The organism is Chitinophaga cymbidii, from assembly GCF_007992715.1.
Taxonomy (GTDB): domain Bacteria; phylum Bacteroidota; class Bacteroidia; order Chitinophagales; family Chitinophagaceae; genus Chitinophaga; species Chitinophaga cymbidii.
Window position 1 is genome coordinate 212744 of the sequence record NZ_BKAU01000004.1, and the last position, 23310, is coordinate 236053.

Genomic DNA, 23310 nt, shown 5'->3' on the forward strand with positions numbered 1-23310 from the left:
TTAAAATTTTATTCTTATACCAAGATTTGCGCCCAGGCCGCCGATGTTGATGTATGATTTCAGTTCGTCGGCGGGGGAGTTGTCATCCTTGTAATTTGTTTTCGTACCGGTGGTGCCGGTGGGCGTATTGGAATTTTGATCCAGCGTGGTCACATACCTTGTTTCCCTTTCGGCCGTGCTGAGGTCGGAGAGGCCGCGGCTTTGTTCGGAGATGACCTGTCCGTTGGTGGTGTTGACCACACGGGTCATTTCATCGTATTCGGTTATTTCTTTGCTTTTGCTCTTCACGGCAACGTTGCGGTATTCCGCTTCCAGGAAGATATCGAGCCGCCGGGAAACAGCGTACGTGGCGCCCAGCGCGCCCTGGTAGCCGAGGGTAGGATGGGGGTCGATCTTTTCCTTTCTGTGGATGGTAGTCTGCGCTACAACGGCGGCCGGCTGGCCGGGTACCGCGCTCGTGCGCGCGGCGTCCGTTTCAATGGTCATCTTGCCCCACAGCGGCACCACCAGGCCGAAGCGCACGTAGGGGTTGAACTTTTCGTAGCCCGGACTGATCACCAGGCTTGGCGCGAAGTCCACCGCATTGACATATCCGCGTGATTCCACGCTTCCGGCTACTGTATTGGTGCCTTCTATGGTGGTAAGGTTGCGGGTCATGAGGTTTTCCTTGCTGCGGTAATAGTTGAAGGTGCCTTCCAGCGCGAGGTACTGGTTCATCTGGTACCCGAACGTCAATCCGCCTCTCACGCCCGCGCCGTATGATCCGCTGAGCACTTTCTCGGATATGACGGTGGTTTCGCCGGTGACGGGATTAACGGAATTATGCTGGTCCCTCGGCGGGTAGGGGCCTACATCGGGGAATTGTCCGGGTGATACGCTGAAAAAATATCCACCGGCTGCTTTCAGATAAAATTTTGTGGGGGTCGTCTGTGCCCGGGTTAAACTGGTACTTGCAAAGAACAATACCATCACCGCTGACAGGGTCAAGTGTATGCGGTCCATATAAAATTGTTTTGGTTACAGGAAAGTTACCGATTTTTCGCTGAACGCTGTGGCTGTTAGACTGCTGTTATCTGCGTCATTTCTGTATATTGCGGTCATGACACAACCATTGGAAGCGTCTGCTCCCTACGCGGAGCAAATGGATGCCGCAGATCCATTAGCTTCATTCAAAAACCAATTCCATTTCCCACAGCACCAGGGAAAAGACAGTATTTATTTTTGCGGCAATTCTTTAGGATTACAGGCGAAGTCCGTTTCAGCGGCTGTTGCGCAGGAGCTGGAGGACTGGCGGAACATGGCGGTGGAAGGATACTTCCGCGCCAGGAACCCATGGCTGTACTACCAGTACAATTTCAGCAAAACCCTTTCCGGCATGATGGGATGCAGCGAAGATGAAGTAACGGTCATGAACACACTCACCGTGAACCTGCACCTGATCCTGCAAAGCTTCTACCGCCCCGGTAAAGAACGTTTCCGCATTATCATGGAAGCCGGCGCTTTCCCCTCTGACCAGTATGCGCTGGAAACCCTTGTGAAGCTGCATGGCCTTGATCCGGACAATGCGATCATCGAGATCAAACCCCGCCCCGGCGCAAAGCTCCTGGAAACGGCGGACATCCTGGAAACCATACATACGCACCGCGATTCACTTGCACTGGTACTAATGGGAGGCATCAATTATTATACCGGACAATTCTATGATCTTCCCGCCATTACTGCCGCGGCGCATGCCGCGGGCGCTTATGCGGGATATGATCTTGCGCATGTGGCCGGCAACATTCCGCTGCGGCTGCATGAGTGGGACGTGGATTTCGCGGTATGGTGCTCGTACAAGTACCTGAATGGCGGCCCCGGTGCGGCGGGCGGTCTTTATGTGCACGAACGTTTCGGGAACGATGCTTCTTTTCCGCGGCTGGCGGGCTGGTGGGGGAATGATGAAAGCACGCGCTTCAAAATGGAGAAGGGGTTCATCCCGCGCAAGGGCGCGGCGGGCTGGCAGATCAGCACGGCGCAGGTGTTTAACATGGTAGCGCTGAAAGCATCGCTGGAAATATTTGATGCCGCGGGCATGGAAAGATTGCGGGAGAAAAGCCTCCGGCTGACGGCATACCTCGAATCGCTGTTAAAACAGTCGCCGCTGCCCTGCGAGATCATCACACCGGCGGACCCGCAGCAACGGGGCGCCCAGCTGTCCCTCTTCTTCCCTGAAAACGGGAAGGCCATTCATGCGAAAATGATGGAACAAGGCATCATCTGCGATTACCGCGAGCCCGGCGTGATCCGCCTTGCGCCCGCGCCGCTGTACTGCTCGTTTACAGATGTGTACCGTTTCTACGAAGTGCTGAGGAATTTTTAACAGGAACGCCCGCCACAGGGCGTTCCAACAAAATACAAACAAATGAAAACCTGGCTCGCTTTAGGCGATTCCTATACCATCGGGGAAGGAGTGCCCCTGCACGAAAGCTACCCCTACCAGGCATTGCAGCTGCTGCGCGCGGAAGGCCAGCGCCTCCATGCGCCGGAGATCATCGCAAAGACCGGCTGGACGAGCGATGAATTGATCGCGCATATGCAACAGACACGCCTGTTGCCCGCATACGATCACGTGAGCCTGCTGATCGGCGTCAATAACCAATACCGTGGTATGTCTGAAGATGATTATGCCGCCACTTTCGAATGGCTGGCAGCGAAAGCGCTGGAGCTGACGGATAAGGAAAGGATCGTTGTGATCAGCATTCCGGACTGGGGCGTTACGCCCTTTGCGAACGACCGGGATAATACGGTCATCAGTGCGGCGATAGACCGGTTTAATGCCATTAACCGGGGGATCAGTGCGGACAGGGGATTTCATTACATCGACATTACAACGGACTACCGTAAGAACGGCATGCTGCCGGATAGTGTGGTGGCCGACCAGCTGCATCCATCGGGAAATATCTACACGTCCTGGGCGGAAAAAGTAGCGGCCGTTTTCGGGAAGTATTGATGGTTACTCCGACCGCAGGCTCCGCTTCTGATCGCTCAAGGCCAGCTACTCCGACCGCAAGCTCCGCACCGGGTTCGCCAATGCCGCCTTCGTCGTCTGATAGCTCACCGTCAGCAAAGCGATCAGCACTGCGCCCGTTCCCACGCCGCCGAATATCCACCAGGTAATCTCCGTATGATATTCATATTGCAGCAGCCACCGGTGCAGAAAATGCCATGCCAGCGGCGTGGCGATACAGCAGGAAAGCAATACCAGCATCACAAAGTCGCGGGACATCATGCGCCATAAATTAAACGCCGATGCGCCCAGCACCTTCCGGATGCCGATCTCCTTGGTGCGTTGCTCCGCCATGAAAGAAGCCAGGCCGAACAATCCCAGACAGCTGATCAGGATCGCCAGCGCCGCGAACAACGTGGCCAGCGTGCCGATACGTTCCTCTTCCCCGAACTTCTTGCCATATTCCTGGTCGGCAAACGTATATTCAAACGGCGCGGCCGGATTGTATTTTTGGAAGATGCCCGCCGTTCTCTTCAGCGCCTCGCTGGTGGAAAGCGCCGGATTCAGCTTGAGGTTGACGAAGTTACCCGGCTCCGGCAGAATGTAAAATACCGTTCTCGGTACGGGATCGTAGGGCGAAACCATGATCACATCCTTCACCACACCTATAACAGTATAGCGTTTATCCCTCCACGTTATTATTTCACCCACCGGGTTTGTCAGCCCCATATGTTTTACGGCCGCTTCGTTAAGCACGATGCCGGAGGAATCGCTTGCGAGGTCAACGGAAAAATCCCTTCCCGCCACGAACTTCCATCCCAGCGTTTTTCCGTAATTGTGCTCCACGCCGATGGTCGCGAAACCATTGTCGATAGAAGGGCTTCTGCCTTTCCATTCAAAACCGCCGTTCCACGACCAGATGTCGGTGAGCGGGCCTTGCGACACCGCTACATAAGTGGCCGCGCCGGTATTGAGCAGCTCCTGCTGAAGCATCTTGTAATTTTCGTAGATGTCAGGCGTGGTCATCTGCACGGACAGCAGGCCGTTGCGCTCATATCCGGCGGGGCGGTTCTTGGCGAATTGTATCTGTTTATAAATGATGGCCGTGCCGGAGATCAGCAGGATGGAAACGGAAAACTGCACCACTACCAGCGCTTTTCTCGGCAGCGCCGCATACCGGCCCGCACGGAAAGTTCCTTTCAGTACTTTGACCGGCTGGAAGGAAGACAGGTAGAATGCGGGGTAGCTGCCGGCAATAAGTCCGGTGAACAGGCTGAAGCCGATGCCCGTCAGCCAGAACCCGATATCGCTAAACGGAATACTGATCTGTTTGTCCGCCACCATATTGAACCAGGGCAGCATCAGCTGCACGATCAGCAGCGAAACGGCAAAGGCCAGTAAAGCCACCAGCGCGGATTCGCTGAAGAATTGCCGGATGAGCTGCCCGCGCAGGGAGCCCACGGCCTTCCGTATCCCCACTTCCCGGGCGCGTTTTTCTGAACGGGCGGTACTGAGGTTCATGAAATTGATGCAGGCCAGCAGCAGCACAAACAGCCCGATGACGCCGAACAGCCACAGGAACTGTATCCGCCCGCCGGTATTCACGCCGTTCTCGAATTTGCTGTATAAATGCCATTTGCGCATGGGATGCAGGAAAAGCGATTCCTTTACATCATCGTCCCGCTCAACGAAACGGTTTTTGAAATCCGCTATTTTGGCCGACGCCGTTTCCATATCCGCTTGCGGCGCCAGCTGCACCAGCAATTTGAAAGCATTGTTTCGCCATTCATCTTTCATATCATGCACCCATTTCCATTCCGATACAAAAAGCGCCCAGGGCGCCAGGAAGGTGACATTCGCGAAGGTGGTATTGTCCGGCAGGTCCGCATACACGCCCGTTACCTTCAGGTTCAGGCGGTTATCGATCTTCACGGTGCTGTCTACCGGATCGGCGTTCCCAAAGAGCGCGCGGGCCAGGCTGGCGGACAGCATGACGGAATAAGGGTCTTTCAGCCCGGCATATGTACCGCGCAGCATTTTCAGGGACAGCATTTCCGGGCCTCCGCTATCCATAAAATAGCCCTGCTGCGAGAACTTCTGCTGACCGGTTGAAATATTATGCGTGCCGAGGCCGGACATCAGCACTACTTTTTCAAAATCGCCGCTATAGGCGTTCCGGAGCGCGTCACTTAGCGGAATGGGGATGGAGTTGCTAACCCCCGCTTCGCCGCCTTTGCTGAAATGCTGCCAGACCTCCGCGATCCGGTCGTAATTACAGTGGTACCGGTCAAAGGACAGCTCGTCCCTGATCCATAACCCGATCAGCAAAGCCACGGCTATACCCATGGCAAGGCCGGTAATATTGATGAAGGAGATGTTCTTTTGCTTCAGCAGGTTCCTGAAGGCTATTTTAAGATAGTTGCTGAACATGGGCGGCGTTTTACCGGTAAGCCGCCCGCAAGAACGCTGCCATATTCGAAGAACGGCCACAGGCTTGAGGGAAGGCTTTGTCCGGGTACAAATATACGTTCACATGCGAACGGTGCATGTTCAAAACCGGACAGCGGAGGAAGCCCCCGCATTCTGAAATCCGGCTACGGTTCACTATTTTTACGCCCCAAACGCAAATACATTGACCAAGCCCATACTCGTCATAAAATTCGGAACGGCGTCCATCTCCCGGGAGAACGGGGAGCTGGATGAATCCGTGATGGCCGATATCGCCAAACAGGTATCGGAAGTGCACCAGGAATACAATATCGTGCTGGTATCTTCCGGCGCTGTGGCGGCCGGTAAGAAGTACCTGAAGGAATATGGCGGCACCATCAGCGAGCGCAAGGCCGCTGCCGCCATCGGCAATCCCTTGCTGCTGAACCGCTATGCGCACTATTTTTCGGCATACGGCATTCCCATCGCGCAAAGCCTTTGCGAACGCCAGCATTTCTCCAACCGCAACCAGTTCCTGCAGCTGAAAAAAACCTATGAGGAACTGTGGGCCAGCGGCATTATCCCCATCGCGAACGAGAACGATGTGGTGAGCGACCTGGAACTGAAGTTTTCGGACAACGATGAGCTGGCGACCCTCATCGCTGTGGGTTTCGGCGCGTCCCTGCTGCTTTTCAGCACGTCGGTAGCCGGGGTGCTGGACAAGGAGGGGAAGATCGTTCCGCAGATCGATGTGATCGATGAGGCGGCGCTTGGCCTGGCGGACACGAAGAAATCCTCGCTTGGCCTGGGCGGCATGGTGTCCAAGCTCACTTTTGCACGCCTGGCTACCCGCATGGGCATTAAAGTGGTGATCTTCGGCATCCGTACGCCCGACGGCATCCGGCTGGCTACGGAAGGGAAAACCGGCACGCTTTGCCTGCCGCAGCCCTGCAGCATGCCCGCCCGCAAGAAATGGCTCGCCAGTGGAAGCCTGGTGACCGGCCGCGTACAGGTAGACGCCGGCGCCGTGCAGGCCCTGAAAAAACGGCACAGCCTGCTGGCCGTTGGCGTGAAAAGCGTGCAGGAGAAGTTCGAGAACGGCGAAGTATTCGAGATCGTGGACGAGCAGAATGAAGTGATCGCTGTTGCCCGCGCAAAAGTTTCCTCCGCGGCGTTATCCGCCGGTAATAAAACGCAGAACAAGGAAGTAGCGCATGCGGACGACATCGTGTTGTTGTAACTTAAATGAACAGAATTATGGAATCGATCATACCCTTACTGGAAAAGGCCCAGCTGGCCACCCGCTCTATCAAGTCCCTGCCCGACGCGGGGAAGCAGACGCTGTTGCGCGCACTGGCTGCGCAGCTGATAGCGCGGGCGGAAGAGATCATCGCGGAGAATAAAAAAGACCTGGACCGGATGCTGGATACCGATCCGAAAAAGGACCGCCTTCTCCTGAATCCCGAACGCATTAAAAGCCTGGCGGATAGCCTGGAAGATATCGCGCAGCTGCCGGACCCTTCCAACCAGGTGCTCTCTGAAAAAACACTGGAAAACGGGCTGCTCGTGCGCAAGCAAACGGCGCCGCTCGGCGTGGTGGGCGTCATCTATGAATCCCGCCCCAACGTAACGGTAGACGTGGCCGCGCTCTGCATCCGCTCCGGCAATGCCTGCGTGCTCAGAGGGGGGACGGACGCTTTCTATACCAATACCATCCTCGTTCATATCATCCGCGAAGCGTTGCAGAACGCCGGCGCGGACCCCGAAGCGGTGCAACTGCTGCCCACCGACCGCAGCCACATTGCGGAGCTGCTGACCGCTGTGAAGTATGTGGACATCCTCATTCCGCGCGGATCGCAGCAACTGATCGACTATGTGCGCGCCAACGCGCGCGTACCGGTGATCGAAACCGGCGCCGGCGTATGCCACACTTACGTGGAAAGCACGGCGGACCTGGCCATGGCGGGCCGCATCGTTACGAATGCCAAGGTATCCCGCCCCTCCGTATGCAACGCGCTGGACACCGTGCTGGTTGACCGCGCGGTGGCAAAGGATTTCCTGCCGCTGCTGGCGCCCTCGCTGGCTGCTTATAACGTAGAGGTATTCGCGGACGAAACCGCGTTCCCCATCCTGCAATCCGCCGGTTACCCGCAGCTGTCAAAAGCCGCGCCGGAAGATTTCGGCCGCGAGTTCCTGGATTTCAAATGCTCCGTAAAAGTGGTGGAAGATGCGGAAGAAGCGCTGGACCACATCCGCCGTTTTTCTTCCAAACATTCCGAAGCCATCATCACCAATAACACTACACTCACCGAAAGATTCCTGAACGAAGTGGATGCCGCCGCGGTATACGTGAACGCATCTACGCGCTTTACGGACGGCGGCGTATTCGGACTGGGCGCGGAGATCGGTATCTCCACGCAAAAGCTGCACGCCCGCGGGCCTTTTGCGCTGGAAAAGCTGGTGACGGAAAAGTGGGTGGTGTATGGAAACGGACAGGTGAGAGGTTAATCCTCCAGCGTAGCGCCGTCTTTTTTGGACACCGCCAGCCGCTGCGAGGTGTAGATGCCCGAATGCCCGCTGAAGTAGTAAGCGGTAAAGCAAGCCACCGCATAATACAGGATATAATCCGAACCGAACAGCTCCACACCCATGATGGTGCAGGCGATCGGCGTATTGGTGGCGGCGGCGAATACCGCAATGAAACCCAGGCCGGCAAACAGCTCCACCGGCGCTCCCGTGAGCATGGCGATCGTATTGCCCAATGCCGCGCCGATGAAAAACAGGGGCGTTACTTCACCGCCCTTGAATCCCGTACCTAATGTAACTGCGGTGAAAACCAGCTTCCACAGCCAGCTCCAGCTTGTTACACCATTTTCGTTAAATGCATTGACGATGGAAATGCCGTCCGGTGATGAAGCGGTGACGCCAAGCCCGAGATAATCTTCCGTACCCGCGATGAAAGTGAGCAATATCACGATGCATCCGCCGGTGACAGGGATCAGCCATTTATGTGTTTTGATGAGCCGGTTAGAGAACGATTTGATGCTGTGTGAGGAAAGCGCGAACACGTATCCCGCCAGTCCGAATGCCACGCCGCCAAGAATGATCTTGCCGAGCAGGAGAAAGTCGAAATCCGTAACAATGCGGATGTGGTATTTCGTATGATGCAATCCCCAGGCACTGCAAACAATGTCCGCAAAAACGCTGGCAATGAGGCAGGGCACCAGCGCGTTGTACTTGATGCGTCCGATGGCTAATACTTCCAGCGCGAAGATGGCGCCGGTCAGCGGGGTACCGAATACCGCGCCGAAACCCGCGGCAATACCCATCATGAGAATGATGCGGGTATCTTCTTTCGACAGCCGGAACCATTTCCCCAGGAGGCTGGCCAGGCTGCCGCCGATCTGCACGGCTGTGCCTTCCCGGCCCGCGGAGCCGCCGAAAAGATGGGTGATCAGCGTGGTGATCAGTACCAGCGGCGCCATGCGCGCCGGTACGCCGCCGCCGGGCTGATGGATCTCGTCCATGATAAGGTTGTTGCCTGCTTCCGAATTTTTACCCCAGAGCTTGTACAGGAAATGTATCACAACGCCCGCCAGCGGCAGGAGGTAGAGCAGCCAGGCGTGTTCCCAGCGGAAACGGGTCACCACATCCAGCAGCCAGAGAAATAACGCCACGAGCGAGCCCGCGGTCAGCGACACGGGGATAGCCAGCAAAGTCCAGAAAAGAAGATGTTTTGTAACGGAAAGCTGTTCGAAGATTTTCTGCATACCTACAAATATTTTATACCGGCCGTGGCCGGTGATTCATTTGTAGGCGCCATCAGCTTTGGTAAGCGGTTGGGTCAGGAAGACACCATTTCCTGTTTGATGCGGCAAGATAATAAATAAAACCGGATTACGGCATCTTCATCGGGTCTACCAGCCGGGGCAGCCACACCCTGAAGATGGATGTTCCGTCATTCGTATTTCCCGCGGAAGCGTAATCGCAGAGCAGCAGCGAGGCGGGCTGCACCGGGCCTTCCCTGTAAGACTCGGGGTAGAATGTGGCGGCAAACTGCATCCAGATATCTTTTTGGGGCGCATCCACCGGTTGCAGTTGCACATATCCGTCCTTATCCGCTGCTATATTCAGCGGTGCGGCATTGTCCGGCCCCCCGAGCCGCGCATCCCTCGTCAACACCACCGGCCCCCTTACAATCGCGATGAACTGCCCGTTATCGCCCGCTTTCAGCATCCGTCCCCGCATGTCCAGGGCCATGCGGATGCTGTCGTCCGCTTTCCACCGGCGTTGCAGGGAAAGATATGCGCCGGCCTGTACGCCTTCCTGCAATTCGCCGTTCACCCAAACGCTGGTCTGTTTGCTCCATGCGGGTATCCGCAGGCGTATGTTGTGTGTGCCGGCGGTCTTTACGCTGATGCGGACATCGCCCGACGCAGGGTAGTCCGTGCGCTGCTGTATGCGCATTTGATTGGGCAGCTCGTATTCGCCATCCACATAAAAATTGATGCTGCAGCCGTTCCTGCTTTCCATGACGATGGTGGAAGGCAGGGTGAACAGTCCGCGCGGGCCGCTGGCTTCGCAGCAGTTGAGGCCCATTTTGCATTGTTCGCTGCCTGGCATGCGCATGCCGGAGAGGGGCGTGTATTTGGCCCATCCCGCGCCGTCCGGCGTCATGGAGCCGAGCAGGGCATTGTAATATGTCTGCTCGACCGCATCCGCATATTTCGATTCACCGGTGAGGCGCAGCAATTGCTGGCTGAGCTTTACCCAGGTGGCGGTTACGCAGGTTTCCTGGTAATGTTTGACGGGCAGGGTCTGGAACTGTTGTCCGCCGAACCAGCACTCCATCGCGGAGCCGGAGCCCGCGATGTTCATTTCGGTGCGGAGGATATTGTCCCAGGTGCGCTCCACCGCTTCGCGGTAGCCGGGTTTGCCGGTGATGCGGTAGAGTTCCAGCAGTCCTTCATAACAGCTCATCATTTCATACGCCTTTTGCCCCTGTTTCCAGCCGTACCAGTCCTTGCTGTCAGGCTTCGGGAAGCGTTTGCCCACGTTCACGGCAGATTTGCTGATCAGCTGCGGCCCCTCGGGGGATTCCCATTGCGCTACGATCGCTTCCGCGAAATCCAGGTATTTCTTTTCCCGTGTGCGGCCGTACAGCAACACCACGGGTTCCAGTATGGAGGAGGCGGCCATGCCGTGATGATTGCCGGCCATGACGATCTTTACCTGCTTGTCGGACAGCTCTTTCATCAGGTGGTCCGCCACTTTCCGGGCCGCTTGCAGGCTGGCTTTATTTTTTGTGAGGTCATACCAGGCGAGAAGGCCGAGCATGCAGTACTTTCTTCCCCAGATGTCCCACGCCTGCAGATGTTTGCTGTCCGCATAATTCCCGATATAACCGTCCGGCGTCTGCGTGGCGATGAGGCCCTGCACGGCTTTGTCCAGCTTGCTTTTCAGCGCGGGATCAGGATGATAGCGGTAGGCGAGTACGGCGGAGGTGAACCATTTTCCCCAGAACTCGCTTTGCCAGCAGCGTTCTTCCGTGCGTTCGCGGAAGGGCGCTACCAGGCGGTCTGCATCCTGCGCCATGATCCGGTTGTGGTAAGACGCATCGAGCTTGCCGCCGATGAAGCCGTGTACGGCAACGGTGCTGGCGGGGATGAGCTGGTCTTTTACCTGTGCATTTACCTGTGAAAAGGAAGACAGGGCGCAAAAGAGGGCGCAAGGGAAAAGTAAGCTTTTCATAAAGTGGAATTAGCGGACTAAAATATAAAAATATCATTGCCCGGCAAACGGGTGGTTTTGTTCAAATGAGGTTGTACCGGCAAAAAAAAGAGGCTGCACCGGGGTGCAACCTCTCTATATGTTCTATTGGCCGCTTATACGGTGTATTTTTTGAAGATGGAGCTGGCCGTATGCCCGCCGAAACCGAAGGTATTGTTCAGCACATAATTAACAGGCTGGTGCAGCGACTTGCCCAGTACGATCTGCAGTCCCGCGGGAATATTCTCATCGAGATTTTCGGTATTGATCGTTCCGGGGATGATATCATGTTTGCAGGCCATTACGCTGATGATGCTTTCAATCGCGCCGGCGGCGCCTAACAGGTGGCCCGTCATGGATTTGGTGGCGCTCACGGCAACGGGAGCGTCGCCGAGGGCGGCTTTGATGCCGTTCAGTTCCCCGATGTCGCCCAGGGGCGTGGAGGTGGCGTGTGCATTGACGTAGCTGATCTGCTCCGGTTTTAGCTGTGCGTCCGCCAGGGCTTTGGAAATGCCGAGGTAAGCGCCGAGGCCGTCCGGCGGTGTGCCGGTGAGGTGATAGGCGTCCGCGGCCATGCCGCCGCCTACGATCTCCGCATGTATCTTCGCGCCTCTTTTGATGGCGTGTTCATATTCTTCGAGTATCAGCGCGCCGGCGCCTTCACCGATCACGAAGCCGTCCCGGTCCTTGTCGAAAGGCCGGGAAGCCCTTTCCGGCGCGTCGTTGCGTTTGGACAGCGCCTGTGAGGCGTTGAAGCCGCCGATGGAAGACGCGGTGATAGGCGCTTCAGAGCCGCCGGCCACCATGATAACGGCCTTGCCGAGGCGGATCGTGTCGAACGCATTGATGATCGCGGTATTGGAAGAGGCGCAGGCGGAAACGGTGCAATAGTTCGGCCCGTGCAGCTGATGGCGGATAGAAATAACGCCGGCTGCGATGTCCGCGATCATTTTGGGAATGAAGAACGGATTGAAGCGGGGCGTACCGTCTCCCGCATAGAAGTCCCGCACTTCGGCTTCAAAGGTGCCGATGCCGCCGTTGCCGGAAGCCCAGATCACCCCCACTTCGTAGCGTTCCTTTACATCCATCGCCGCAAAGTCAAGCCCCGCATCGCGGATCGCCTCGTCACTGGCGGCAATGGCGTATTGGGTGAAGAGGTCGTATTTCCTGATTTCCTTTTTAGGGATATAATCTTCCGCATTGAACCCTTTTACCTCGCATCCGAATTGTGTCTTGAACTTGGTTGCATCAAACTTTGTCAGGGGGCCGGCGCCACTTTTTCCCGCAACAATATTTTCCCAGAACGTATCGACGGAATTTCCCAATGGCGTAATGGCTCCCAGGCCCGTAATAACAACTCGTTTCATTTTTTCCATTTATTGTGGCGATAAATGTACCGAACGGGCTAGTGATATTCAAATTTTTTTTTCATTGTCCCTGCAACGACCGTACGGAATCTTCCAGCCGCCTGATCCTGTTCCGCCACATCCTGATCAGTATCCACATCTGTATAAGAAAAATAACAGCAATGCCTGCCAGTATAATGTACTTCCCGGTGTTGAAGGATATGGCCGCCGTAAAGAAAAGCAGCAGGCAGACGGCTGTGGCGGCCCTCGAGGAAATGGACATAAAGGCGAACCGGCGCATGGCGGAAAGAGAGCGCATCAGTGATTGGGAGAGGTTCGCGTCATAGATTTTCCGGCGCGCGAGCAGGTAGCCGCCAATGCTGTGCAATACAGCAAACAGCAGTGAGCCCGCCAGCAGGAGGTTGGCGTACAGGGGCTTGCGGTCCCCGTCGAAGAAATCATAGTATACCAGCAGCAGGACGCTGAAAATGATCACTTCTATGATCATCTGCCAGCGGATATCCTTTAATACCGGGTGCCTGCGTTCCAGCAGCATCCCCCGCAGCTTTTCCTGCTGCGTATGTTCCGTTTCCATGCCTTTCCAGGCCGATTTTAATGTATCCATTGCAGTAATTTTGTTTTGATCCTGTTTAATTTTACGCCCACATAATTTTCACTGATGCCGGTGATCTCCGCTATTTCCTGGTAGCTGAGATCTTCCAGGTACAGCGTGATCAATGCCTTGTCCGCATCATCGAGCTTTTTCACCGCTTCCATCAATCGTTCCGACTGTACCTGCTTTTCATCCGGCGCTTCTGTTTGCTCGGGTAACGTTTCCGGGTACACGATAGCAGGCGTTTTCTTCCGGAATCCCGCAACGGCGGTACTCAGCGCGATCCGGTACATCCACGTACTGAATTTTGACCGGCCTTCAAAGGAGGATGCGGATTTCCAGAGCTGGAACACGATCTCCTGGAACAGGTCTTCCCGGTCTTCCCGCGAATCCCTGTACAGCCGGCATATCTTGTGGATGATATGCTGATGCTGATCAATATGTTGTATGAATTGTGATTCGTTCATATTATCGTTTGGAAAACCGGTGTATTTGTCCACGTAAGGCGGCTTCCAGCCCGCCGTCTTTAAAGATAAGCCGCACATTCACTTTCCTGCCGTAAAACTCCCGTTCGCTGGCCGGATAGATCTCAAACGGCGGGTGATTGCCCATTTTGGCATACAACTGATGGCCCTGTTGCAGGATACGCAGTTCCTGTCCTTCAGCTACATAAATACCCGTGAACGCCTTCAATTGTTCATCGCCGAGGTGGATCACCGGCGGATGGGGTGCCGGCATGTCGAATGGCTGACCCGATACGATCTTTTCAATATCCGCCAGCATTTCATTGACCGGCAGCACGGATACGTTGCCGAGCAATACGATGGACAGCTTTTCTTTTTCATACACCGCCGAGATCGCGGAGCAGCCGAAGGTGCCGCCGCCGTGCCAGTATTTGCCCTGCTCCGGGCGCAGGTACCAGCCGTAACCGTAGGAAAGCGCGCGGTTGTGAACGGTAAAAAGCTGCTGCCGTATGTTTGTGCTCCACTGCCCGTCGTTCAGCAGGCTGTTGTTCCATATCTGAAGGTCTTCCGCGGTGGAATACAGGTCGCCGGAGCCTTTCATCAGGGAAGGATCGCGGTATGGCGCGGGTATCAGGCTGTCGCGGAGCAGATGATAACCGCTGACGAGGCTGGGAATGATCTGTGTGTGCGTGAATACGCCGGTATGTTGCATGTGCAGCGGTTGCAGCACTTTTTCCTGCAGCAGCGCCGGATAGTCTTTTCCGTATGTTTTTTCCAGGATGCAGGCCAGCAGGAAGTAACCCGGACTGGAATACAGCGTATCCGGCCGGAGCTTCATCTGAAAGATCTCCCGCAGGGCCTGCTCCTTCGTTAATGGCAGGCGGGATTTGATAGTCCAGTAATCCGCGATGCCCTCGTTATGCGGGATGCCGGAAGTGTGGGACAATAATTGCTCCACCGTGATGCGGCGCCATTGCGCGTGCTGCAACGTGGGGAAAAAGAGGGCCAGGGAATCCGCCGGGCGCAGTTTCTTTTCTTCCATCGCCAGCACCGTGAGCAGCGCGGTGAATTGTTTGGAGATGGACGCCACACGGAAACGGGCATCGAACGTCAGTGGTACGTTCAGCTCCCGGGAGGCCTGGCCGGTCTTTACCCGGTACAGCGGCTGGCCGTTCTGGTACGCCGTCAGCACACCGCTGAACCCCAGCCGCTCGTGTTGTATCTGCAGGTAACGCTCCAGGCGGTCCTGCTGCGTGCCCAGTAAAAGGGACAATAAGAATATCTTGTACATGAACGGTTAGTTGCGGAAAGATGTGAAAACTTACAGCCAGCCGTAAAAAATGTAATTTTGCCGCACGCTATGGACATCAGCATTAACAAATATATCAGCGATACCGGCTTCTGCAGCCGGCGCGAGGCCGACAAGTACATCGAGCAGGGGCGTGTAACGATCAACGATAACATTGCCCTGAAAGGGAACCGCGTGCAGGAGGGAGATGTGGTGGAAGTGGACGGGGAACCGCTGAAAAAGAAAAAGAACACGATCTACATCGCCCTGAACAAACCCAAAGGCATCACCTGTACAACAGACCTGAAGGACAAGTCCAACATCATCGACTATGTGAACCATTCCTCCCGGATATTTCCCATCGGGCGGCTGGACAAACTGTCGGAAGGTCTGATCTTCCTCACGAACGACGGCGATATCGTCAACAAGATACTACGGGCGGGCAACCAGCATGAAAAGGAATATGTGGTAACGGTGGACAAGCCGGTAACGCTGGAGTTCGTCAAGACGATGCGCAGCGGCGTCCGTATCCTGGGCGTCTATACGAAAAAATGTTTCGTGCAGCAGGAGGGCAGCCATCGTTTCCGTATTATCCTCACGCAGGGGCTGAACCGCCAGATCCGCAGGATGTGCGAAGCGCTCGGCTACAAGGTGGAAACGCTGAAGCGTACACGGATCATGAGCATGACGTTAAAGGATCTGCCGCCCGGTAAATGGCGGTATTTCACGAAAGACGAGATCGCTGCGATCAATACGATGGTGGCAGGCAGCAGTAAAACGGAGAAAGGGCAGGGGAGTGAAGGGATGGATGAATGATGCTCAGGCCAGTTTTAATAACTGCGGCAGCTCATGCATGCTATAAAACACGGTAGCGCCTTCATTTTGCAGTTCTTTAGCGTTGTGCTCCTTCGCATATCCGAAAACCCGGAAGCCGCCTTTTACACCGGCGGTGATGCCCGCTTTGCTGTCTTCGATCACTACACACCGCTCCGGCGGGAAGCCCATTTCTTTGGCGGCGTGCAAAAAGATCCCCGGATCGGGTTTCCAGCTGTGAATATCATAAGCGCTAAATATCCTGTCTTCAAAATAACTGATCAGCCCGGTGAGGGTGAGGTTGAGCCGTATTTTGTCCACCGGGCCGCTGGAAGCCACGCAGAACGGGATGGTGAGGCTATCCAGCAGGGCCTTGATGCCTTCCACCGGTTCCACTTCCTGCTGAAATACTTCAAAAGAACGTTCCCTGAAACGGTGTTCCAGGTCTTCCGGGAAGGGTTTATCCGTGCGGGTTTGTAAAATATCGATCACTTCTTTCAGGCGGCGGCCGGCAAATTCTTCCAGCGCCTCCGCTTCGTTCATCGAAACGCCGTACGGCGCTGTCATTTCCAGAAGCAACCGGATGCCGATCACCTCGCTGTCCACCAATACGCCATCACAGTCGAAAATGATACAATCAGGTTTTCGCATATATAGATTTAGAGGTTTCGGTGCCAAGTATAATAAAAGTATAATAAACATTTATTATTTTTCGCAACTGATGATGCATTATTTCCCATTCCTTTAGCAACAACGCTATGCAATTTTCACGTTACTGTATATGGCTGGTACTATTGCTGGCTACCGGAGCATTTGCACAGGGGCCTGTGAACCCGGCGCTGCTCAAAGGCCATTGGCCGTCCAGATGGATCGCCGCGCCGGAGGCGCCCTCCCGCGAATATGGCGTATACCATTTCCGCAAAACGTTCGAGCTGCCGGCAAAGCCCGGCCGCTTCGTGGTGCATGTGACGGGCGACAACCGTTATCGTTTATTCGTGAACGGTACGCCGGTGTGCAGTGGTCCCGCCCGCGGCGACCTGTACAACTGGTATTTTGAAACGGTGGACATTGCGCCCCTGCTCAAAGCGGGGAAGAACGTGGTGGCGGCGCTGGTGTGGAACATGGGCGAGCATTCGGCGGTGGCCCAGGTATCCAATATGACCGGCTTCGTGCTGCAGGGAGATACGGATGCGGAAAAAGCCGTTCAATCCAACAGCAGCTGGAAAGCATATAACGATACCGCCTATACGCCCTGCTCCCTCGATAATGGCCGGCGCCTGCGCAGCTACATGGTGATCGGGCCGGGCGATGATGTGAAAGGCAGCGCCTATCCCTGGGGATGGGAGCAACCGGATTACGATGATAGCCGCTGGCAGCAGGCCCGCGAGATCACCAGCCCGGTAACGGCGGGTTACGGAACGGATAACATATGGACGCTCACGCCGCGGAGCATTCCCCTGATGGAGGAAAGCCTGCAGCGGATGTCCCGCGTACGCAGGGCCGGCGTAAAGGTGCCGGACGGGTTTTTAAAGGGCAGGCAGCCGCTGACCATTCCTGCGAACCAGACCGTGAGCATCCTGGTAGACCAGGATTTCAATACTGTGGCTTATCCGCAATTGCTGGTGAGCAAAGGCGCGGGCAGCAGCATCCGGCTGACCTACGCGGAAGCCCTGTTCAAAGACGGAAAGAAAGGCCACCGCGATGCGATCGACAGTATGGAGATCGCCGGGAACTACGATATCTTTCAACCGGACGGCGGCGAACAACGGATGTTCCGTCCTCTCTGGTTCCGCACGTTCCGCTACCTGCAGCTGGACATCACCACCGCCGCGGAGCCGCTCGTGATCAACGATCTTTACGGCATGTACACCGGTTATCCCTTTGAAGAAAGAGCGTCGTTCCGCAGCAGCGATCCCAGCCTGCAGGATATCTGGACAACCGGCTGGCGCACCGCCAGGCTCTGCGCCGGGGAAACCTATTTCGACTGCCCCTACTACGAACAACTGCAATACGAAGGCGATACCCGCATCCAGGCGCTCATCAGCCTGTACGTAACGGGCGACGACCGCCTGGTCAGAAAAGCGATCCATGATTTTTATTGCTCCCGCGTGCCCGAAGGGCTTACGCAGGGCCGCTATCCGAGCAACCGCCTCCAGGTGATCGCGCCGTTCTCCCTCTACTGGGTGTCTATGCTGTACGACTACTGGATGCACCGGAAAGACGATGCCTTCATCACCCGGTACCTCAGCGCCGCGCGCGGGGTGCTGGACTGGTACGAGGGGCATGTTGATAAAAAAATGGGCATGCTCGGGCCGATGAAATGGTGGAACTTCACCGACTGGAACGACGCATTCCCGAATGGTGTACCGGACGGCGCGGATGACGGGCATTCTTCCGTGATTAGCCTGCAGTTCGCGTATACCCTGCAACAGGCCGCCCCGCTCTTTGAAGCGTTCGGGCAAACCGCGCAGGCCGCGCACTACCGCGAACTGGCCCGGCAGCTGACTTCCTCCGTATACAAACATTGTTATGACGCCGGAAAAGGAGCGATGGCCAATACGCCGGAAAAACGGACCTTTAGCCAGCATGCCGGCATCATGGCCGTATTGTCCGGCGCCATTCCCGCGGCGGATGAACAGGCATTCCTGCAGCGGGTGATCACTGATCCGCAGCTGAGCAAAGCCACGATCTACTACCGCTTCTACCTGATGCTGGCATTGAAGAAGACCGGCATGGGAGACCGGTACTACGAGCAGCTGACGCCCTGGCGCGACATGCTGAAGATCGGGCTGACCACGTTCGCAGAAAAAGAGGAACCCACCCGTTCCGATTGCCATGCCTGGAGCGCCAGCCCGAACTACGACTTCCTGGCTACCATCTGCGGCATCATGCCCGGCAGCCCCGGTTTTGCATCGGTGCTGGTGGAACCGGCGATGGGCGCATTAACGGAAGCGGAAGGCAAAATGCCGCTGCCGGACGGTGAAGTAACGGTATCGCTTAAACGAAAAAAGAACGACGGCGTACGCGCCGTTATCATCCTGCCCGGAAAGCTGAACGGAACGTTCAAATGGAAGGGGAAAACAGTGCCGCTGCACTCCGGCAGGCAGGAGATCAATTTATAAACTAAAACACAGACATCGATATGAAACAACTCCTGGCAGCTTTATTACTGGCTGCATCTTCCTTACAGGCGCAGGACACCTCCTGGCAGATCGTGCCCGGCAGGATCACTTCTCCCTGGAGCGAACAGGTTCGTCCTGATTCCGTGCTTCCCGAATACCCGCGCCCGCAGTTCGTGCGGGATAACTGGAAGAACCTGAACGGACTTTGGAACTATGCCATCACCTCCCGCAAGGAAAGCAAACCCGGCAGTTACCAGGGAAAGATCCTGGTGCCCTTTGCCATCGAGTCCGCCCTCTCCGGCGTAGGCAAAACGGTGGGAAAGAACAACCTGCTCTGGTATCAAAATACGTTCATCCTTCCTTCTTCCATGAAAGGAAAGAAGATACTGCTGCATTTCGGGGCAGTGGACTGGCATGCGGAAGTGTATATCAACGGCAAGCTGGCCGGCGGCCACAAAGGCGGCTTTGATCCATTCTCTTTCGACATCACCACCTACCTCGCCAACGGCAAGAAAAAGGAACAGGAGATCGTAGTGCGGGTATGGGACCCCACAGATGAGGGCACGCAGCCAAGAGGCAAGCAGGTCAGAAAACCGGAAGGCATCTGGTATACGCCCGTAACCGGCATCTGGCAGACCGTATGGCTGGAAGCGGTGCCGCCGACCTACATTGTGGAAGCAAGGCAAACGCCGGACATCGACAAACGTACCATCACCGTGGCTACCACCGTGCAGGGGCCGATGGAAAACGACAAGGTAAAGATCTCCGCCTGGGATGGCGAGAACATGGTGTCTGAAGAAGTGGTGGAACCCGGCGCCACAGCGGTATTGAAGATCAATGAACCGAAGCTCTGGTCCCCCGCCCAGCCTTTCCTCTATGATCTTAAAATGGAGATCATCCGGAAAGAAAAAGTGGTAGACGAAGTAAAAAGCTATTTCGCCATGCGCAAAACATCCATTGGTAAAGATGACCAAGGCGTATTGCGGATGCTGCTCAATAATGAATTTGTGTTCCAGTACGGCCCGCTGGACCAGGGCTGGTGGCCGGACGGCCTGTACACTGCGCCAACGGACGAAGCACTGCGCTTTGATGTGGAGAAGACAAAGGAGATGGGCTTTAACATGATCCGCAAACACATCAAAGTGGAGCCCGCGCGCTGGTATCATCATTGCGACAAACTGGGACTGCTGGTGTGGCAGGACATGCCGAGCGGCGACCTTGGCAACCACTGGGAACCGCGCCCCGGCATCGTTGGCCGCGGCACCGAACAGAACCGTAACAAAGAGTCCGAAAGGTCTTACCGCGAAGAATGGAACGCGATCATAGACGCCCTGTACAATGTGCCCTCCATCGTGGTATGGGTGCCTTTCAACGAGGCGTGGGGTCAGTTCAAGACCGCCGAGATCACCGAATGGACGATGCAGAAAGACCCCTCCCGCCTGGTGAACAGCGCCAGCGGCGGCAACTTTGTGCAAACAGGCCATATCATCGACCTGCATAACTATCCCGATCCCGCCATGCCCGATCCGGCCATTTACGGCAGCAAACAGGCGATCGTGCTCGGCGAGTACGGCGGCCTCGGCCTGCCGGTGGACGGTCACGTATGGCAGCAGAAAGATAACTGGGGGTACCAGAGCTTTAAAACGCCGGAAGAGCTGTTCAAACGGTATGAAGGCATGATCGGCAAAATGGAAGAATTGATAAAAATAGGTTTATCCGCCGCGGTGTACACGCAAACCACGGACGTGGAAGTGGAAACGAACGGATTGATGACCTATGACCGGAAAGTGATCAAGAACCCGGTGGAGAAATTCAAGGCTGTGCATGAGCAATTGTACGATCCATCACTGGTGACGATCGTACCCTGATCCGGAGTTAAATCGAAGCAGACCCATAGATTACCGGGGGATTATCCATGGATCATCCATAGCATATCCATGGTATACCCATAGATGCGAAAAGTGGGTGATGATTTATTAGTGTTTTTTCTTGTTTTACTGCGATTAGCAGATAATTGAACATAAGAAGGTGTCTCAAAAATAGAGGCACCTTCTTTTGTTTTAGACAAAGCTTTTCCTTGTCTTCCAGCCACTGGTAGTTTTGCTCGCTGCCGTAACCGGCGTCCAGACCCTCGTACTGGCCTCGTACTCGCATACTATCGGCCTTGGATCGGCCTTAATCGGCCTTTAATCCGCTTCATACCCGCTTCATCCTGGCCTTGCCCTTGCCTTTATCGGCCATTAATCCTCATCCCTGCCATCAGAAAAACGCCCGCACATCCTCTTTCGTCCGGAAATAAATCCTTGACCGGACTTTGTAGGGTTTGAGCTTGTCGTGCCTGATCCAGTCGTAAATCGTGGGGCGGGTAACCTGAAAGATGGTGCATACTTCCCGATCCTGTACAGTGGCTTGTAGGTAAGGCCGGGAGTTTCGTAAGCCGTCTCAAAAGTAATTTTACCCTGATTTTATTCGGGTATCTGATGGAGAGAATTTTCGTCTGTGCGATTCTCAAGCCCATCAAATTACTTTTGAAGACGGTCTCTTATGTCGCTAAAATATGTATCTTGTCCGGGCTCTCGCATATTTTTAGTTATTTATAAAGGGGATCAACCATTGATGAATATGGATATACACGACGAGAAAGCTTTGCTTCGCCGTGTTGCGCTGGGAGACGAAGCGGCCTTTACGCTATTGTTCGAGCGATGCCAGCCGGGGATCAGTTATGTGGCCTATCAAATGTTGCATGACCTGGAAGATACCAGGGACGTGCTGCAGGAGATCATGTCCAAAGTGTGGCAGAACCGGGCACGGCTACCGCAGCTGGATAATTTCGGTGCTTACCTGCATACGCTTACCCGCAATCATATTTATGACCAGTTCCGAAAGAAGGCGAATGAAGATGCCTTCATCGCACAGGAGTTGCAAAAAGGGCCGTTGTCTCACAATGCGTTTAACGAAATCCAGTACAGGCAGTTGCTGGACCGCCTGCATCACCTGATGAAGCAGCTTCCGCCGCAGCAATACCGCGCGTTCCGCCTTAGCAAGCTGGAGGGACTCCGGTTAGAGGAAGTGGCGGGCCATATGGGCATTGCAAGGGAAACGGTGAAAAAACACCTGAAAGAAGCGCTGAAGACCATCCGGCTGCAATTGCAGCGGCAGGAGAATGGATGGCTGTTATGTATGCTGCTGGCCCTGCACAATTAATTTTTTTTACGCACTACCCCTTTTTCTTTTTTCAATCGTTCATTTATTCAGATACGAGGATCGGTATGAAAACAACACGCAGACAATATTTACTGGACCTATATAAAAAAGGTGGGTGTACCCTTGCCGAAAAGCGTGAGTTGTGGGAGATCATCCGGTCGTCCGGAAGCGAAGAATGGCTTTTGCAGGAGATTGAAACGGAGTTAAAAGCTGCTTCAGCGCCATTTTCGGTGATACTTTCCGAAACGGAAACGGCCGGCGTGTTGCGGCAGGTATTGTCTGAAAACAAGGTAGCAGACCGCCGGTATGTTGTACTCCGGCGGGTGCTTTCAGCGGCGGCAGTTGTACTGGTCGTGGCGGCCGCCGGGTACTTCCTGTTGCGGGAACCGGTAAAGCAGCCCGCCGCAGGCACCGTGGTGGAGGTAACGGCCGATATTGCGCCGGGTACCAGCAAAGCGGTTCTCACGTTGGCGGACGGCACCACAATTATGCTGGACAGCACCGGCAATCAGATCCTTGCGCAAGGGGGCACGGCCATCCGTCAGCATGGCGGCGCCTTGCAGTATGATGCCAGCGCCGGAGGAGAAACGATCGGTTATAACATACTTTCCACCCCGCGCGGCGGCCAGTTCCATATTCTGCTGCCGGACGGTACCGGCGTATGGCTGAATACCCTTTCTTCGCTGCGTTATCCCACTGCTTTTACAGGAAAGGAAAGACGCGTGGCAGTAACAGGGGAAGCGTATTTTGAAGTAGCGAAAGATGCCGCCCGTCCATTTATCGTGCAGGTAGATGACCAGTCAGAATTGATCGTGCTTGGCACCAGCTTCAATGTAAATGCTTACAAGGATGAAGAGGCAACGAAAACAACCTTGCTGGAAGGCAGCATCAAGATCGTGAAAGGCGGGCGGCACGCGATATTATCTCCCGGCCAGCAGGCGCAACTCGGAAAGTCGGGTGCTATTCAGGTGCGGGAGACCAATACGGCCAGGGCCGTAGCATGGAAGCACGGCGTATTCAATTTTGAAAATGCCAGCCTGCCGGAAGTGATGCGCCAGCTGGCGAGATGGTACGATATAGAAGTGGCATTCGCCACAGATGCTCCCCGGATAGAGTTTGTAGGTGAGATCAGCCGCAGCACCTCTTTGAAGGGCGTATTGAAAGGACTGGAAAAAACAGGGGTCCGCTTCCGGTTGGAGGGCAGGAAGCTGACCGTAATGCCTTGATGCAGGGCAGGAATTAAATACATATCACATATTCTTACGTACAGGCATGAGC

Annotated in this window: 19 protein-coding genes and 1 riboswitch; of the genes, 9 read left to right on the forward strand and 10 right to left on the reverse strand. The window is 55.3% G+C overall.

Annotated features, from left to right (window positions below; translation table 11 throughout):
• Entirely contained in the window at positions 1–1002 is a 1002-nt protein-coding gene (locus CCY01nite_RS17115; RefSeq protein ID WP_146864382.1) for an outer membrane beta-barrel protein, read from the reverse strand.
• A 97-nt stretch (positions 1003–1099) separates the two neighbouring features.
• Here CCY01nite_RS17115 and kynU point away from each other — a divergent pair, with 97 nt between their 5' ends.
• Together kynU and CCY01nite_RS17125 are read left to right on the forward strand one after the other, a co-directional pair.
• Entirely contained in the window at positions 1100–2359 is a 1260-nt protein-coding gene (kynU, locus tag CCY01nite_RS17120) for a kynureninase (protein ID WP_146864384.1), read from the forward strand.
• A gap of 42 nt (positions 2360–2401) precedes the next feature.
• Positions 2402–2989, forward strand: coding sequence for an SGNH/GDSL hydrolase family protein (locus CCY01nite_RS17125; protein WP_146864386.1), 588 nt, complete (start codon positions 2402–2404; stop codon positions 2987–2989).
• 45 nt (positions 2990–3034) lie between these two features.
• On the opposite strand, the gene CCY01nite_RS17130 is transcribed toward CCY01nite_RS17125, so the two are convergent.
• Complete coding sequence (locus CCY01nite_RS17130; protein WP_146864388.1) at positions 3035–5416, reverse strand: ABC transporter permease; 2382 nt, start codon at positions 5414–5416, stop codon at positions 3035–3037.
• 202 nt (positions 5417–5618) lie between these two features.
• On the opposite strand from CCY01nite_RS17130, the gene proB reads away from it, so the two are divergent.
• Together proB and CCY01nite_RS17140 are read left to right on the forward strand one after the other, a co-directional pair.
• Positions 5619–6653, forward strand: coding sequence for a glutamate 5-kinase (gene proB / locus CCY01nite_RS17135; RefSeq protein ID WP_146864390.1), 1035 nt, complete (start codon positions 5619–5621; stop codon positions 6651–6653).
• A gap of 17 nt (positions 6654–6670) precedes the next feature.
• The gene (locus CCY01nite_RS17140) at positions 6671–7921 is read left to right on the forward strand and encodes a glutamate-5-semialdehyde dehydrogenase (RefSeq protein ID WP_146864392.1); all 1251 of its coding nucleotides are present in this window, start codon (positions 6671–6673) and stop codon (positions 7919–7921) included.
• On the opposite strand, the gene CCY01nite_RS17145 is transcribed toward CCY01nite_RS17140, so the two are convergent.
• The 6 genes from CCY01nite_RS17145 to CCY01nite_RS17170 all read right to left on the reverse strand — a co-directional run bounded on the left by CCY01nite_RS17145 (position 7918) and on the right by CCY01nite_RS17170 (position 14896).
• A complete protein-coding gene (locus CCY01nite_RS17145; protein ID WP_146864394.1) occupies positions 7918–9183 on the reverse strand; it encodes a voltage-gated chloride channel family protein in 1266 nt (421 codons plus the stop codon). The genes CCY01nite_RS17140 and CCY01nite_RS17145 overlap by 4 nt on opposite strands.
• A gap of 36 nt (positions 9184–9219) precedes the next feature.
• A riboswitch (Fluoride riboswitch) is annotated at positions 9220–9285 on the reverse strand.
• 25 nt (positions 9286–9310) lie between these two features.
• Positions 9311–11164, reverse strand: coding sequence for a glycoside hydrolase family 127 protein (locus CCY01nite_RS17150; RefSeq protein WP_146864395.1), 1854 nt, complete (start codon positions 11162–11164; stop codon positions 9311–9313).
• 134 nt (positions 11165–11298) lie between these two features.
• Entirely contained in the window at positions 11299–12549 is a 1251-nt protein-coding gene (gene fabF / locus CCY01nite_RS17155) for a beta-ketoacyl-ACP synthase II (protein ID WP_146864397.1), read from the reverse strand.
• Positions 12550–12610: 61 nt separating this feature from the next.
• Positions 12611–13153 carry a hypothetical protein gene (locus tag CCY01nite_RS17160; protein WP_146864399.1) on the reverse strand — a complete coding sequence of 181 codons (543 nt, stop codon included), beginning with the start codon at positions 13151–13153 and terminating at the stop codon, positions 12611–12613.
• Positions 13141–13608 (reverse strand): RNA polymerase sigma factor, encoded by a 468-nt coding sequence (locus CCY01nite_RS17165; protein ID WP_146864401.1) that lies wholly within the window; start codon positions 13606–13608, stop codon positions 13141–13143. The genes CCY01nite_RS17160 and CCY01nite_RS17165 overlap by 13 nt, the downstream gene beginning before the upstream one ends.
• A gap of 1 nt (position 13609) precedes the next feature.
• A complete protein-coding gene (locus CCY01nite_RS17170; protein WP_146864403.1) occupies positions 13610–14896 on the reverse strand; it encodes a serine hydrolase domain-containing protein in 1287 nt (428 codons plus the stop codon).
• 69 nt (positions 14897–14965) lie between these two features.
• On the opposite strand from CCY01nite_RS17170, the gene rluF reads away from it, so the two are divergent.
• Positions 14966–15709 carry a 23S rRNA pseudouridine(2604) synthase RluF gene (rluF, locus tag CCY01nite_RS17175; RefSeq protein WP_146864405.1) on the forward strand — a complete coding sequence of 248 codons (744 nt, stop codon included), beginning with the start codon at positions 14966–14968 and terminating at the stop codon, positions 15707–15709.
• Between the two features lie 3 nt (positions 15710–15712).
• On the opposite strand, the gene CCY01nite_RS17180 is transcribed toward rluF, so the two are convergent.
• A complete protein-coding gene (locus CCY01nite_RS17180; protein ID WP_146864407.1) occupies positions 15713–16357 on the reverse strand; it encodes an HAD-IA family hydrolase in 645 nt (214 codons plus the stop codon).
• Positions 16358–16464: 107 nt separating this feature from the next.
• Here CCY01nite_RS17180 and CCY01nite_RS17185 point away from each other — a divergent pair, with 107 nt between their 5' ends.
• Both CCY01nite_RS17185 and CCY01nite_RS17190 read left to right on the forward strand, forming a co-directional pair.
• Positions 16465–18828 carry an alpha-L-rhamnosidase-related protein gene (locus CCY01nite_RS17185; protein ID WP_146864409.1) on the forward strand — a complete coding sequence of 788 codons (2364 nt, stop codon included), beginning with the start codon at positions 16465–16467 and terminating at the stop codon, positions 18826–18828.
• 20 nt (positions 18829–18848) lie between these two features.
• Positions 18849–20696 (forward strand): glycoside hydrolase family 2 protein, encoded by a 1848-nt coding sequence (locus CCY01nite_RS17190; protein WP_146864411.1) that lies wholly within the window; start codon positions 18849–18851, stop codon positions 20694–20696.
• A 391-nt stretch (positions 20697–21087) separates the two neighbouring features.
• On the opposite strand, the gene CCY01nite_RS27040 is transcribed toward CCY01nite_RS17190, so the two are convergent.
• Entirely contained in the window at positions 21088–21207 is a 120-nt protein-coding gene (locus CCY01nite_RS27040) for a helix-turn-helix domain-containing protein (protein ID WP_307726086.1), read from the reverse strand.
• A gap of 243 nt (positions 21208–21450) precedes the next feature.
• Here CCY01nite_RS27040 and CCY01nite_RS17200 point away from each other — a divergent pair, with 243 nt between their 5' ends.
• Positions 21451–22032, forward strand: coding sequence for an RNA polymerase sigma factor (locus CCY01nite_RS17200; RefSeq protein WP_186831115.1), 582 nt, complete (start codon positions 21451–21453; stop codon positions 22030–22032).
• Positions 22033–22097: 65 nt separating this feature from the next.
• Positions 22098–23258, forward strand: a complete 1161-nt coding sequence (locus CCY01nite_RS17205; protein ID WP_186831116.1) for a FecR family protein — start codon at positions 22098–22100, stop codon at positions 23256–23258.
• Positions 23259–23310 lie beyond the last annotated feature (52 nt).

Coding starts and splice junctions, on each gene's coding strand:
- CCY01nite_RS17145 (WP_146864394.1), bottom strand. CDS start 9,183: ATGCAGAAAATCTTCGAACAGCTTTCCGTTACAAAACATCTTCTTTTC.
- CCY01nite_RS17185 (WP_146864409.1), top strand. CDS start 16,465: ATGCAATTTTCACGTTACTGTATATGGCTGGTACTATTGCTGGCTACC.
- CCY01nite_RS17160 (WP_146864399.1), bottom strand. CDS start 13,153: ATGGATACATTAAAATCGGCCTGGAAAGGCATGGAAACGGAACATACG.
- CCY01nite_RS17165 (WP_146864401.1), bottom strand. CDS start 13,608: ATGAACGAATCACAATTCATACAACATATTGATCAGCATCAGCATATC.
- CCY01nite_RS17200 (WP_186831115.1), top strand. CDS start 21,451: ATGGATATACACGACGAGAAAGCTTTGCTTCGCCGTGTTGCGCTGGGA.
- kynU (WP_146864384.1), top strand. CDS start 1,100: ATGACACAACCATTGGAAGCGTCTGCTCCCTACGCGGAGCAAATGGAT.
- CCY01nite_RS17150 (WP_146864395.1), bottom strand. CDS start 11,164: ATGAAAAGCTTACTTTTCCCTTGCGCCCTCTTTTGCGCCCTGTCTTCC.
- CCY01nite_RS17115 (WP_146864382.1), bottom strand. CDS start 1,002: ATGGACCGCATACACTTGACCCTGTCAGCGGTGATGGTATTGTTCTTT.
- CCY01nite_RS17170 (WP_146864403.1), bottom strand. CDS start 14,896: ATGTACAAGATATTCTTATTGTCCCTTTTACTGGGCACGCAGCAGGAC.
- CCY01nite_RS17140 (WP_146864392.1), top strand. CDS start 6,671: ATGGAATCGATCATACCCTTACTGGAAAAGGCCCAGCTGGCCACCCGC.
- CCY01nite_RS17125 (WP_146864386.1), top strand. CDS start 2,402: ATGAAAACCTGGCTCGCTTTAGGCGATTCCTATACCATCGGGGAAGGA.
- CCY01nite_RS17190 (WP_146864411.1), top strand. CDS start 18,849: ATGAAACAACTCCTGGCAGCTTTATTACTGGCTGCATCTTCCTTACAG.
- CCY01nite_RS17180 (WP_146864407.1), bottom strand. CDS start 16,357: ATGCGAAAACCTGATTGTATCATTTTCGACTGTGATGGCGTATTGGTG.
- fabF (WP_146864397.1), bottom strand. CDS start 12,549: ATGAAACGAGTTGTTATTACGGGCCTGGGAGCCATTACGCCATTGGGA.
- rluF (WP_146864405.1), top strand. CDS start 14,966: ATGGACATCAGCATTAACAAATATATCAGCGATACCGGCTTCTGCAGC.
- CCY01nite_RS17130 (WP_146864388.1), bottom strand. CDS start 5,416: ATGTTCAGCAACTATCTTAAAATAGCCTTCAGGAACCTGCTGAAGCAA.
- CCY01nite_RS17205 (WP_186831116.1), top strand. CDS start 22,098: ATGAAAACAACACGCAGACAATATTTACTGGACCTATATAAAAAAGGT.